Source organism: Cedecea sp. B1(4) (assembly GCF_059414925.1).
The window spans coordinates 110,062-123,526 of sequence record NZ_JCAHMZ010000007.1; the positions used below are offsets into that span (position 1 = coordinate 110,062).

The 13,465-nt window shown below is 56.1% G+C and carries 12 protein-coding genes; 2 read left to right on the forward strand and 10 right to left on the reverse strand.

The annotated features are described in order from the left end of the window. From livG to livK, 4 genes are all read right to left on the reverse strand, one after another. Positions 1–768, reverse strand: a complete 768-nt coding sequence (livG, locus tag ACR6JA_RS15835) for a high-affinity branched-chain amino acid ABC transporter ATP-binding protein LivG (protein WP_008457941.1) — start codon at positions 766–768, stop codon at positions 1–3. Then, complete coding sequence (locus tag ACR6JA_RS15840) at positions 765–2,042, reverse strand: high-affinity branched-chain amino acid ABC transporter permease LivM (protein WP_494494143.1); 1,278 nt, start codon at positions 2,040–2,042, stop codon at positions 765–767. Before ACR6JA_RS15840 ends, livG begins: the two co-directional genes overlap by 4 nt. Further along, a complete protein-coding gene (livH, locus tag ACR6JA_RS15845) occupies positions 2,039–2,965 on the reverse strand; it encodes a high-affinity branched-chain amino acid ABC transporter permease LivH (protein ID WP_008457946.1) in 927 nt (308 codons plus the stop codon). The genes ACR6JA_RS15840 and livH overlap by 4 nt, the downstream gene beginning before the upstream one ends. A 62-nt stretch (positions 2,966–3,027) precedes the next feature. After that, positions 3,028–4,137, reverse strand: coding sequence for a high-affinity branched-chain amino acid ABC transporter substrate-binding protein LivK (gene livK, locus ACR6JA_RS15850; protein WP_039288573.1), 1,110 nt, complete (start codon positions 4,135–4,137; stop codon positions 3,028–3,030). A gap of 398 nt (positions 4,138–4,535) precedes the next feature. On the opposite strand from livK, the gene panM reads away from it, so the two are divergent. Next, positions 4,536–4,916, forward strand: a complete 381-nt coding sequence (gene panM, locus ACR6JA_RS15855; RefSeq protein ID WP_494494144.1) for an aspartate 1-decarboxylase autocleavage activator PanM — start codon at positions 4,536–4,538, stop codon at positions 4,914–4,916. Between the two features lie 66 nt (positions 4,917–4,982). Here the strand turns inward: panM and ACR6JA_RS15860 are convergent, their stop codons facing one another. The 3 genes from ACR6JA_RS15860 to ACR6JA_RS15870 all read right to left on the reverse strand — a co-directional run bounded on the left by ACR6JA_RS15860 (position 4,983) and on the right by ACR6JA_RS15870 (position 8,994). Next, positions 4,983–6,086 (reverse strand): branched-chain amino acid ABC transporter substrate-binding protein, encoded by a 1,104-nt coding sequence (locus tag ACR6JA_RS15860; protein ID WP_008458563.1) that lies wholly within the window; start codon positions 6,084–6,086, stop codon positions 4,983–4,985. 257 nt (positions 6,087–6,343) lie between these two features. Continuing rightward, complete coding sequence (locus tag ACR6JA_RS15865) at positions 6,344–7,588, reverse strand: aromatic amino acid transport family protein (protein WP_494494145.1); 1,245 nt, start codon at positions 7,586–7,588, stop codon at positions 6,344–6,346. Positions 7,589–7,728: 140 nt separating this feature from the next. Continuing rightward, complete coding sequence (locus ACR6JA_RS15870; RefSeq protein WP_213713759.1) at positions 7,729–8,994, reverse strand: 4-aminobutyrate--2-oxoglutarate transaminase; 1,266 nt, start codon at positions 8,992–8,994, stop codon at positions 7,729–7,731. 118 nt (positions 8,995–9,112) lie between these two features. Between ACR6JA_RS15870 and pdxR the strand changes: the two genes are divergently transcribed. Next, positions 9,113–10,603, forward strand: coding sequence for a MocR-like pyridoxine biosynthesis transcription factor PdxR (pdxR, locus tag ACR6JA_RS15875; protein WP_494494146.1), 1,491 nt, complete (start codon positions 9,113–9,115; stop codon positions 10,601–10,603). A 35-nt stretch (positions 10,604–10,638) separates the two neighbouring features. On the opposite strand, the gene rpoH is transcribed toward pdxR, so the two are convergent. From rpoH to ftsE, 3 genes are all read right to left on the reverse strand, one after another. Then, positions 10,639–11,493 carry an RNA polymerase sigma factor RpoH gene (rpoH, locus tag ACR6JA_RS15880; RefSeq protein ID WP_008458573.1) on the reverse strand — a complete coding sequence of 285 codons (855 nt, stop codon included), beginning with the start codon at positions 11,491–11,493 and terminating at the stop codon, positions 10,639–10,641. Positions 11,494–11,748: 255 nt separating this feature from the next. After that, a complete protein-coding gene (gene ftsX, locus ACR6JA_RS15885) occupies positions 11,749–12,804 on the reverse strand; it encodes a permease-like cell division protein FtsX (protein ID WP_213713755.1) in 1,056 nt (351 codons plus the stop codon). After that, positions 12,797–13,465 (reverse strand): cell division ATP-binding protein FtsE, encoded by a 669-nt coding sequence (gene ftsE, locus ACR6JA_RS15890; RefSeq protein ID WP_039288597.1) that lies wholly within the window; start codon positions 13,463–13,465, stop codon positions 12,797–12,799. The genes ftsX and ftsE overlap by 8 nt, the downstream gene beginning before the upstream one ends.

A 13,465-nucleotide genomic window follows, 5' to 3' on the forward strand; every position in this document is an offset into this window, starting at 1 on the left:
TTAAGCCTCACCCAGATAGGCGCGAATGACATCAGGGTTGTTGCGGATTTGCTCCGGCGTGCCGTTGGCTAACGGCGTTCCCTGGTTCACCACGTAGATACGGTCAGAAATGCCCATGACCAGCTTCATGTCATGCTCAATCAGCAACACCGTGGTGTTGTGGTGATTGCGCAGCTCCATGATTAGCTCATCCAGTTCGTGGGTTTCTTTCGGGTTAAGGCCAGCTGCAGGTTCATCCAGCATCAGGATTTCCGGCTGGGTCACCATGCAGCGAGCGATTTCAAGGCGACGCTGATCGCCATAGGCCAGGTTGCTTGCCTGCCGGTTAGCGTGCTCCAGCAGCCCGATACGCTCGAGCCAGGTGGCCGCCCTGTCCAGCGCTTCGCTCTGGGCGCGACGGAAGCCCGGGGTTTTCAACAAGCCCGAGAAAATACCGGTTTTCAGCTGTTGATGTTGCGCCACCAGCAGGTTCTCAATCACCGTCATTTCACGGAACAGGCGAACGTGCTGGAAGGTACGCACCACGCCCATGCGCGCAATCTGCTGGCCCGGTAAGCCTTCCAGATGCTGGTCGCGCAGCAAAATGGTGCCGCCGGTCGGCTTGTAAAAGCCGGTCAGGCAGTTAAACACCGTGGTTTTACCGGCGCCGTTCGGACCGATAAGCGAAACAATTTCCTGTGGATGCAGCTCGAGCGAGACATTGTTGACGGCCAGCAGGCCGCCGAAACGCATCATCAGACCGCTTACGGATAACAATGGCTGACTCATGCCTGCTCTCCTTTCACTTGCTCTTTCTTCAGCTTCAGATGCGGGCGCGTCATCGGCAGCAAGCCTTGTGGACGCCAAATCATCATCAGCACCATCAGGCCACCGAGCACCAGCATGCTGTACTCGTTCAGGTCACGCATCAGCTCGCGGGAAACCACCAGCAGAACAGCGGCCAGAATCACCGCGAACTGCGAGCCCATCCCGCCCAGCACCACAATCGCCAGCACAAACGCCGACTCGGCGAAGGTGAAGGATTCCGGGCTGACAAAGCCCTGGCGTGCGGCGAACAACGTCCCGGCAAAGCCCGCAAAGGCGGCGCTGATGGTAAACGCAGTCAGCTTGATGCGGGTTGGATTCAGGCCCAGAGAACGGCAGGCAATTTCATCTTCACGCAGCGCTTCCCAGGCCCGACCCAGCGGCATACGCAGCAGGCGGTTAATCACGAACAGCGACAGCACCACCAGCAGCAGCGCCACCAGGTACAGGAAAATAATCCTGTCGCTCGGGTCGTAGGCCACGTTAAAGAAGTTACTGAAGGTATCCCAGCCGCCTTCGCGGGCGGTACGGCTAAACTCCAGGCCGAATAAGGTCGGTTTTGGGATCTGGCTGATGCCGTTCGGGCCGCCGGTAATATCGGTGTTGTTCAGCAGCAGGATACGGACGATTTCGCCGAAGCCCAGCGTCACGATCGCCAGGTAGTCACCACGCAGGCGCAGCACCGGGAAGCCGAGCAGGAAGCCTGCGGCAGCAGCCACCAGCCCCGCCAGCGGCAGGCAGGTCCAGAAGCCCAGGCCGTAATAGTGGTTCAGCAACGCAAAAGTGTAAGCGCCGATAGCGTAGAAGCCGCCATAGCCCAGCACCAGCAGGCCAGACAGCCCCACCACCACGTTCAGCCCCAGGCCGAGGATGATGTAAATCATGGTTAATGTAGCAATGTCCACGGTGCCGCGTGAAACAAGGAAAGGCCACGCCACGGCGGCAACCAGCAGCGCCACCAGGAACAGCTTCTGCTTAGCCGTGGAACCATCCAGCGCCGGCAGCACAAACTTCGGCCCGGACACTTTCTTCATGCCCTTCTGGAACAGCGGGCGCAGCAGTTGGAATACCAGCACCGCAGCGGTGCCGATGAAGACCCATTCCCAGCGCACGGACGGTGCGCTGTTCACCACCAGTTTGGTGCCGTCCAGGCTAAGCTGAACGCCCATAAATACCGATGCTAAAACAAAGAACATTGCTGCGGAGAGCAGCGAAAAAACAATATGCATCGGTTTCATACTTTCTCAACCTCCGGACGACCCAGGATCCCGGTAGGCATCACCAGCAGCACCACAATCAGCAGCGCGAAGGAGACGACGTCTTTATATTCCGTGCTCAGGTAGGCTGAAGTTAGCGCTTCGGCCACGCCGAGGATCAGGCCGCCAATCATTGCGCCGGGAATACTGCCGATGCCCCCAAGTACCGCCGCGGTAAAGGCTTTCATCCCTGCCATAAAGCCGATGTACGGGTTGATTACGCCGTAGAATTGGCCTAACAGCACGCCAGCCACTGCCGCCATTGCGGCACCAATGACGAAGGTGAGCGAGATAACGCGGTCGGTATTAATCCCAAGCAGGCTGGCCATTTTCAGGTCTTCAGCACAGGCGCGGCAGGCCCGGCCCATGCGGGAATAACGGATGAACAACGTCAGCGCCAGCATAGCCAGGAAGGTCACAACCCAGATAACCAGCTGCATGGTGGTGATGGTGGCGGTGAAGTTATCACTCGCCCCCACAATCCACTGGCCGTTAAACAGGCTTGGCAGCGCTATGTCGCGCGAACCTTCCGTCAGGCTGACGTAGTTTTGCAGGAAGATAGACATCCCGATGGCGGAAATCAGCGCGATCAGGCGCTTGGAGTTACGCACCGGCTTGTAGGCGACGCGCTCAATGCTCCAGCCGTAGGCGCTGGCGATGATAATGGCGCCAATAAAGCCTGCGCCTACCAGCATCCAGCCCACATCAATTCCGAGCATCATTAGCGCGGCGATGATCATGAAAGAGACGTAGCTGCCGATCATATACACTTCGCCGTGGGCGAAGTTGATCATGCCAATAATGCCGTACACCATCGTGTAACCGATGGCGATCAGCGCGTAGGTACTGCCCAGCGTGACGCCGTTAAACATCTGCTGCAGGAAGTAGAGAAACTGCTCGGACATAACTTAACCTTTTAAAAACCCCCGACATAGGCCGGGGGTGGGATGACTGTGCAGCCTTCGCCTTACTTCGCCACTGAGGACGAACCATCGGCGTGCCACTGGAAGACACCGAATTCAAATCCTTTCAAATCGCCTTTCTCATCCCAGTTCAGCGGCCCAATCACGGTGTTCGCACCGTGTGCTTTTAAATCTTTTACCAGCGCAGCAGGATCTTTGCTGCCGGTGCGGTCCATAGCGGTGGCCAGAGACTGAACTGCCGCGTAGGTGATCCACACATATGGGCCGCTCGGGTCTTTCTTCGCCGCTTTCAGCTCATCAACGATAGCTTTGTTGGCCGGATCCTGGTCATAGCGCTTAGGCATGGTGACCAGCATCCCTTCGCCCGCAGGGCCAGCGATGTTGGACAGAGAAGCGTTACCCACGCCTTCCGGCCCCATAAACTGGGTTTTCAGGCCAACGGCGCGTGCCTGGCGCAGGATCTGCCCCATTTCCGGGTAGTAGCCACCGTAGTAAACGAAGTCGATATTTTCTTTTTGCAGGCGCGCCACCAGGGTGGAGAAATCTTTGTCGCCGGCGGTGATCCCGTCGAAGAACACGATGTTAGCGCCGCCTTTTTTCAGGCCGTCCTGCACGGAGCGCGCCAGACCTTCGCCGTACTGCTGCTTATCGTGGATGATCGCGATGCGCTGCGGCTTAACGTGTTCCAGAATATATTTGGACGCCGTTGGCCCCTGGGAAGAGTCGAGGCCAGCGGTACGCATGATCATGCCGTAGCCGCGCTGGGTCAGCTCAGGGTTGGTCGCACCCGGAGTGATCATCAGGATGCCTTCATCTTCATAGATGTCGGAAGCTGGCTGGGTGGAAGAGGAGCACAGGTGGCCGATAACGTACTTCACGCCGTCGTTAACGATTTTGTTGGCAACCGCCACGGCCTGTTTTGGATCGCAGGCATCGTCATATTCAACGCCAACCAGCTTATCGCCTTTGATCCCGCCTTTGGCGTTGATGTCTTTGATAGCCTGGCGAGCACCGTTAAATTCCATGTCGCCCCACTGCGCGACCGGGCCTGACATTGCCCCGACAACAGCCACTTTGATATCACCCGCGGTTGCCGCGTGAGACACGGCCAACGCCACCAGCCCGGCCAGTAATGTCTTCGCGTTCATCTTCATTCGTTCCATCCCCATAACTTGGTTAAAAAGCACTCAGTACCTTTTATAATCAATGACCATTTTTATCAGTGCCGTTAAGGAGTTAGCGGTAAATTTTACAATTTATCAGACTAAACTCTCTATTTTTCAGGCGATTAAGTAGAGATAATATTCTGTATTTCGCCATAGTTAAACAAAAAAAAGCACCAAAATCAGCATAAAATACCGGTACAAAGAGCCGAACAATTCACTGGATTTTAGTGCTTTATCCTGGTCATGATTCAATCTGCCGCGTTAAAGGCTGGCTTACCTTTACGCTAAAAAGTAATCAACTGCTGAACGGCATAAAAAAGATAAAGCGTCTGAGGCAAATAAATTGGTTACACTCGGGGTTTTCCCGCTTTTTGGTTAGGTCACTTATGAAACTCACCATCATTCGTCTGTTTGAGTTTAGCGCTCAGGATAAAATTGACCTCGGCAAGATCTGGCCGGAATACTCCAGCGCTTCACTGACCCTTAGCGACAATGAAAGGATCTACGCCGCAAAATTTAACGAGCGCCTGCTCGGCGCGGTGCGCGTTACGCTCACAGGGGATGCCGGAGCGCTGGATTCGCTGCGAGTTCGCGAAATTACCCGCCGCAGGGGCGTGGGGCAGTATTTGCTGGAAGAGGTTATGCGGGATAACCCGGCGATTAAACACTGGTGGCTGGCGGATGTTGGCGTTGAGGATCATGCCGTGATGACGGCATTTATGCAGGCTTCCGGGTTCCGCGAGCAAAGCGGTGGCTGGGGGAAATAAGCTGCCCTCTCCCAGAGGGAGAGGAAGCAAACACTAAAACGGCAACCCTTTGGTTGCCGTTTGCTTTTATTTTGCGTCAGTGGCTGTGCCGTTGGCATGCCAGGTAAACACGCCGAATTCAAAGCCTTTCAGGTCGCCTTTCTCATCCCACGACAGCGGCCCCATTACGGTATCCACGGTCGCCCCTTTCAGGTATTTAGAGATAGCCGCCGGATCTGCGCTCTGGTTCAGGCCAGCAGCCAGCGACTGCAGGGCTGCGTAGGTGGTCCAGACGAATGCGCCGCTTGGATCCTGTTTCTTCGCTTTGATCGCGTCCACAATCGGTTTGTTAGCCGGAACCTGATCGTAGTTCTTCGGTTTGGTCACCAGCAGGCCTTCTGCTGAATCCCCGGCGATGTTAGACAGGGAAACGTTCGCTACGCCTTCAGGCCCCATGAACTGAGTTTTCAGACCAGCAGCGCGGGACTGGCGCAGGATCTGCCCCATTTCCGGGTGGTAGCCGCCGTAGTAAACAAAGTCGATGTTCTCTTTCTTCAGGCGAGCAACCAGCGTGGAGAAATCTTTCTCACCGGCGGTGATCCCGTCGAAGAACACCACATTAGCGCCGCCTTTTTTCAGGCCGTCCTGCACGGAACGCGCCAGACCTTCGCCATACTGCTGCTTATCGTGGATAACAGCAATGCGCTTAGGCTTCACGTGTTCCAGAATGTATTTCGCCGCGGTTGGGCCCTGGTCGGAGTCGAGACCGGTAGTACGCAGAGTCAGCTTATAGCCGCGCGCGGTCAGCTCCGGTGCCGTAGCTGCCGGGGTGATCATCAGAATGCCTTCGTCTTCGTAAATGTCAGACGCTGGCTGAGTAGAAGAAGAGCACAGGTGACCGATCACGTACTTGATGCCGTCGTTCACCACTTTGTTCGCTACCGCGACCGCTTGTTTCGGGTCACAGGCATCGTCATATTTGGTGATAACCAGTTTGTCGCCTTTGATCCCGCCTTTGGCGTTAATGTCAGCCACCGCCTGCTCGGCACCGGTAAACTCCTGATCGCCGTATTGCGCGACCGGCCCAGACATTGCCCCTACTACCGCGACCTTAATATCTTTTGCCATCGCCGCGTGGCTCATTGCCAGTGCAACGCATCCTGCCAGTAAGGCTTTACCCGTCATTTTCATCCTGAGAGTCCCCATTGTTATGGTTATTGAATTTGTTGTGTTGTTGTTTATTAGCGCATTATTCTGTTTGTAGGTATAAGAAAAGCATATGATAGCTAACTTAAGGGCAGCAGCCGGCGCTACGGCAGCACACTATGCTAAACATAGCGCCATTTGCGATAATTTGGAAAGACATATTTGAAGGTTAGATAACGGGAATGTGACAAAAAAATAACCGCGCCGGAAAGCCTCCAGGCGCGGGGGAGCAGGCCTCGGAATCACCAACCTGCCGGCAAATATCCCAGAGCGGAAGCAACCGCATAAACGGCACTGCAGAGGTAAAGCAACACGATGAAAATCTGGATCAGCGGGTGGGTCATAAACGCCGGGCAGGTCCAGCCGGGCGTGACATCGCCGCTGCGGCGGGCGCCTTTAATCATCAGGATCGGCATAATCGACAAAATCACGCCGCTGAACACGCCGGCAAAATAGAGCGCATTCACGAACGACACCAGCCCGCTGTACGCCAGCACAAACGGCGGGATCGCGACCACCAACAGTACCAGAAAACGCTTCAGAGAAGGCTCATCGCTACCCAGGCGGAAGCGGTCAAAGATATTGGTCAGGAAACTCCCGCCCAGCCCCCAGTACGACGTCAGCATGGCGCACAGCGCAAACAGGTTCGCCGAGAAGAATGCCCACTCTCCCAGCGCTTTCCCCCAGGAAATCGTCGCCACCTCAGAGATATCGTCCAGCCCGTTAAGCATGATGACCGACATCGGCACCAGAGCCAGCAGCGCGAAGGTCACCACCATGCCAACGATGATGGCTTTCGGTAGCTTTTCGGGCTTGTCGGCAAAACCACGCGCCATCTCCGGCACGATGTACTGCGCCGAGAAGCAGAACACCACCACGTTGAACACCGGCACCATATAAAGCCAGTTGCCTTCCAGCAGGTAGCCGACGCTGGTCGTCTCTTTCAGCAAAGTCGCAATCACCAGCACCGCGATCATCACCACCATGCCGACGCTAATAAACTTTTCCCCGCGCCCGATGGCTTTCAGGCCCATGTAGAGCACGCCCGCAGCCGGGATAAAAAACAGCACGCTGCCCAGGGCCGGGGAGATACCAAACAAAGAGTGCAGCAGTTTGCCGCTGCCGGTCATATAGGCGGTCAACGCCCCGACGCTGTTTACGCAGACGGAAAGGAACATCATCAGCGCGCCAAAGCGCCCGACATAGCGCAGCGACAGCCCGCTGAGTTGTAAATGCTGACGAGTACGCAGCGTCGATTCAGCGACGTAAAGCATCGTCACGGTGGTCAGGCTGCCCACCAGCACCAGCCAGAATAGCAGCGGCCAGAATCCTGCTTTACTCGAGGCATAGGCGATAGAAAGCACGCCCGCACCAATGTTAGTGCCGACAATCATCGACACGCCTTCAACGAAACTCAGGGATTTACTGGGGACAGCAGTCCGCTCCCCGCGAGCAACGGCGGGAGAGAAGGTGGAGTTTTCAGACATAATATTTTCCGTATTACTCCGGCGGTAACGTCCGCCGGAAAACAGGGGATATCAGGGTGATAAACCACTTCACGCTGGGGAAAAAATGCTGCGGCCGCCTTGTGTATGGCGGGCTTCCCTGCCGCCGCAAACTACGGGAATTAGCCCTTAAGCACTTTGGACAAAATGGCCAGCGCTTTGGTGAACTGAGCATCAGGAATGGTCAGTGGATAAAGGAAGCGGATAACGTTGCCGTAGACGCCGCAGCTCAGCAGCAGCAGCCCTTGTTCCTGAGCTTTCAGCTGAACTTCGCGGGTAAATTCCGGCGAAGGTTTCCCGGTCTGCGGATCGTTAAACTCCACTGCAACCATCGAGCCTTGCCCACGCACATCGACAATTTCCGGGCAGCTTTGGCGCGCCTGATTCAGAACTTCTTTCAGGTGTTCACCAAGCTGGGTGGCACGTTTGCACAGCTGCTCTTCGTTGATTACATCCAGCACCGCGTGAGCCGCCGCAACCGCCAGCGGGTTGCCAGCATAAGTGCCGCCCAGGCCACCAGGCGCAGGGGCATCCATCACTTCGGCACGGCCCACAACGCCGGACAGCGGGAAGCCACCGGCCAGGCTTTTCGCCATCGTCATCAGGTCGGCTTTGACATCGTAATAGTCCATCGCAAACAGCTTGCCGGTACGCGCGAAGCCGGTCTGCACTTCATCGGCAATCAGCAGAATGCCGTGGGTGTCGCACAGCTGGCGCAGCGCCTGCATAAATTCAGGGGGCGCCACGTTGAAGCCGCCTTCTCCCTGAACCGGCTCCAGTATGATGGCCGCGACCTGGTCTGCGGCGATATCGGCTTTAAAGATACGGTCCAGGCTTTTGAGCGCATCGTCAGTCGTCACGCCGTGAGCGGCATTCGGGTAAACCGCGTGGTAGACAGAGCCAGGGAACGGGCCAAAACCGATTTTGTAAGGTGCCACTTTGCCGGTCAGCGCCATGGTCATAAAGGTACGGCCATGGAAGCCGCCGCCGAAGGTGATCAGGCCGGGACGTTTGGTATAAGCCCGGGCGATTTTCACCGCATTCTCAACCGCTTCTGCACCAGTGGTGAAGAACGCGGTTTTCGCCGGGCCGTCAATCGGCGCCAGTTCGTTAATACGCTCGGCCAGCGAAACGTAGCTTTCATAAGGGACAATCTGGTAAGCCGTGTGGGTAAAGGCCTGCAATTGTTTTTCTACAGCGGCAATCACTTTCGGGTGACGATGGCCGGTGTTCAGCACGGCGATCCCGGCGGCAAAATCGATAACCTCATTGCCTTCCACATCCCACAGAGTGGCGTTCTCCGCCTTCTCTGCAAAGTAGCTACACATCACGCCCACACCGCGCGGCGTGGCCTGTAAACGACGCTGATTCAGCTCTGCACTTTTCACCTTGGTCTCTCCTGTTAAGTCAGTCACTTTATCGCAACAAATCAGAAACAATGTCGTTTATTTACACAGGTATTGGCCCTATAATCGAGTACCAATTCAGTTTATCTGAGGGATCCAATTGCGAGATTTAGTGGGTGATTTGATTCTTGTCAGGCTGCAGGAAGAGACCGATATTCTGCTGCATAAACGTCTTTATAACGCGCTGCGCCGTTCCATTCTGGATGGCTCATTGCCGCCCCACAGCCGCCTGCCTGCCTCCCGCGATTTAGCCAGCGAACTCAGCATCTCTCGTAACACTGTGTTAACAGTTTATGAGCAGCTTATGACCGAGGGGTACGTTTCATCCCGCCAGGGCAGCGGCACTTTTGTTGAAAAAACGCTGCCGGATCGCTTCACCTCCACGGGAAGCCCTGGCGAAGGTGGTACGGCTCCGGCTCCTAAGGTATCTATTTCTCGCCGCGGACAGCATCTTCTTTCTCAGGTGAGCGCCAGCCCGCGCCAGTGGGGAGCTTTTATTCCCGGTGTGCCAGACGTCAACGCCTTCCCTCATCCGCTATTCAGCAAGATCCAGGCGCGCATCAGCCGCCGTCCTAAACCGGAGCGCCTGAGCTATAGCTGCAACGGCGGAACACCTGAACTGCAGCATGCGCTGGTCGATTACCTGCGTGTTTCCCGAGGAGTAAACTGCCAGGTCGACCAAATCCTGATCACCGAAGGGATCCACCAGGCTATCGATCTGGTCACCCGGATGCTGTGCGACAGAGGCGACCTGGCGTGGATCGAAGAACCTTCTTACTGGGGCATCCGCCACGTACTGACGATGAATGATGTGCGGGTCATACCGCTCACCGTCGATGAGAACGGCCTTTGCCCGCCGGAGAAAGTTACCGAAGCGCCGCGCTTAATCTTCGTCACGCCGTCTCATCAGTACCCGCTGGGGGCGGTGATGAGCCTGGAGCGCCGCCAGCGCCTGTTGGCACTCGCCCGCCAGCACGGCAGCTGGATTATTGAAGATGACTACGACAGCGAATTTCGCTTTTCTGGCCAGCCTATTCCGGCGCTGCAGGGGCTGGTCACCGACGCGCCGGTGGTTTACATCGGCACCTTCAGTAAAACGCTTTATCCGGGCTTAAGGCTCGGCTACGTCGTGCTGCCTCGCCCGCTGGCCAATGACCTGAAAACCGCCCATGCGGAACTTTATCGCGGCGGGCATTCGCTTATTCAGCAGGCGCTGGCAGAGTTTATTATCGCCGGGCATTATTCGGCCCATATTCGACGGATGCGCCTGCTCTATGGCCGCCGTCGCGCTTTCCTGACCGACCTGATCTCCCGCCACTGCGGGCCACAGGCGCTGTCAGATTTTAGCGATAACGCCGGGCTGCATTTGATTTTGAATCTGCCTGATGAGGCCGATGATGTGGCGATTGCTGAGCGCGCTAACGCCCACAATATTCTGGTGCGGCCCTTGTCGCGTTACTACCTGACCGAACGGCGCAAGAAGGGATTATTGATGGGGTTCGCCAGCCTGCCGGAGAGCGAAATGGAAGCGGCGTTTACCGTGCTGGTGGCATGTATGCCGGAGCATAAAAAGCAAAACGCCCCAACATAAAGTGGGGCGCTCTTAGTGCGACGTGTGTATCGGCGTTAAGCTTCGATAGCGGCGCGCAATTTTTTCATCGCGTTCTTTTCAAGCTGACGAACGCGCTCGGCGGAAACGCCATAGCGGTCTGCAAGTTCCTGCAGCGTGCTTTTGTTGTCTTCATCTAACCAGCGCGCGCGAATGATCTGCTGGCTGCGCTCATCCAGGCCCTGCATCGCATCGCTCAGTTTGTCTGCGGCGTGAGATTCCCAGTTGTCGTCTTCAATGCCGTCGGCAAAGTTGGAAGACTTATCCTGCAGGAAGAGCACCGGCGCCATCGGCTGACCGTCAGCGTCGTCGTCATTCGACATGTCGAAAGTCATATCCTGCGCCGCCATGCGTGACTCCATCTCAAGCACGTCTTTGCTGGACACGCCAAGCTCGTTGGCCACCATTTCGACTTCGTCCTGATTAAACCAGCCCAAGCGTTGCTTGGTTTTACGCAGGTTAAAGAACAGCTTACGCTGTGCTTTGGTGGTCGCGACTTTCACAATACGCCAGTTACGCAGCACGTATTCATGAATTTCAGCCTTGATCCAGTGCACAGCAAAGGAGACCAGGCGAACACCCACTTCTGGGTTAAAACGGCGTACTGCTTTCATCAGGCCGATGTTGCCTTCCTGGATAAGGTCTGCCTGCGGCAGGCCGTAGCCGGAATAGTTACGCGCAACATGAACAACAAAGCGCAGGTGAGACAGGATCAGCTTTTTCGCTGCTTCCAGATCGCCCTGGTAATGCAGCTTTTCAGCCAGCTCCTTCTCTTCCTCAGCCGTTAACATCGGCCAGGCGTTTGCAGCCCGGATATACGACTCCAGGTTACCAACAGGGGCTAAAGCTAAATTTTGCATTTCTTTGGTCATTCAAACCCTCTCTTAGAGACTAAGTACGGCTTGCCATTCAAGTGGCTGAGGCGCACCGACAACACGTCAGGCCCAGACCGTACCCTTCACTGTACTCTCAGACAGTGATGTTATCCACAAGTTCAATGTAAAGCTGTGAATAGATTACACACAAAGTGTGACGGTTATTGCAGCATCGCAGGGGTCACTACGGTGTAAAACGCACTCCCTGCGGACGACGTTATCGTAGCAGGGAATGAGTATATCAAAAACTTTTTACTCCGGCGTAAAACGGCGTAAATGTTGAACAGTGGCAAGCCAGGCTGCCAGCCAGCCGATCATCGACGAGACCAGCAACAGCAGCAGGCATTCGTCAAAGCCCAACCCGCTGATATCGAACTTAGTCCCGAATACCTGCGCCACTTCCGTCACCGCCGAAGAGAGGCGCATCACCAGAATCTCAGACAGGATCAGCGACAGGAACGCACCGCTAAAGCCCAGCAGCGCACCGCCATACAGGAACGGACGCAAAATAAAGCCGTCGGTTGCCCCGATAAGCTTCTGCACGTTGATGGTGTCGCGGCGGGCAAAGATGCTCAAACGCACCGAGTTACCGATGACGAGGAACACCGCTGCAACCATCAGGATGCCGATCATCGCCGCCACGCGGCCGACCAGCCCGGTCAGCGCCGCCAGACGGGCAAACCAGCTGTCGTCCATGCGCACTTCATCAACGCCATGAATCTTCGCCACGCGGTCACGCAGCGTATTCAGGTGATCCGTGCTCTGGAAATCCAGTTTAGGGTTCACCACGGCCACGGCGGGCAGCGGGTTTTCTTCCAGCATATCCAGGGCGCCGCCAAAGCCCGACCAGTTACGGAACTCGCCCAGCGCTTCTTCACGGGAGAGATAGTTAACTTTATCCACGCCCTCCTCCGCCTGAATCGCGCCCACCACCTGCTGCGCGGCGTTATCGTCCAGCGCCTTATCGAGGTAAACGGTGATTTGCGGGGACGGATAATATTGGGTCGCCGCCTGGTTTACGTTCTTGTAAACCATGTAGCAGACGCTAGGCAACGTCAGGGAAATGGCAATCACCATTACCGTCAGGAAGGTCGCCAGCGGCTTGCTCTTCAGATCCTGAAGCGCCCCTTCCCAGGCATAGCGGAACTGCTCATTCACGCCGCCTTTAAGGGCTTTGCTTTTGGACTGCGGCCCTTTGCCACGTTTTTTCACCGAGCGGCCAAGGTCGCCTAACTTACTCAGTTGGTTGATTTTATCCAGCTTGTTGCTGAAACGCTTGATATGATTGAGCGCACTGTGTTTATTCACCTGCCAGGCCTCCATGCAAATGGCCGTCGCTGAGGGTCAACATCCGGTAGTTGCGACGCGAGATAAGCCCCATGTCGTGGGTCGCCATCAGCACCGTCACGCCCACGCGGTTAAACTCTTCGAACAGGCGCAGAATACCTTCCGACAGCGCATCATCAAGGTTCCCGGTCGGCTCATCCGCCAGCAGCACAGCCGGCTTGTTTACCACGGCGCGAGCGATGCCCACGCGCTGCTGTTCACCGCCGGAAAGCTGGATAGGAAAGTTCTTCGCTTTGTCCAGCAGGCCGACCTTATCTAATGCCGCAGACACGCGGCGGCGAATATCTTCGCCGCTAGCGCCCGCGATGATCAGCGGGATGGCCACGTTGTCGTACACGGTTCTGTCCATCAGCAGGTGGTGATCCTGGAAGATCATCCCAATCTGACGACGCAGGAACGGGACTTCACGGCTCTTCAGGCGACTAATATCATGGCCGCTGAAAAAAATCTTCCCATCGCTGGGCCGTTCGATACCGCAGATAAGCTTGAGCAGAGTACTCTTCCCTGCGCCAGAATGGCCTGTCAGAAAGGCCATCTCGCCCGGTTGCATATGGAAGGTCACTCCCTGCAACGCTTGTCTCCCACCGAGATAGGCTTTACTGACGTGTTCAAAGCGAATCAT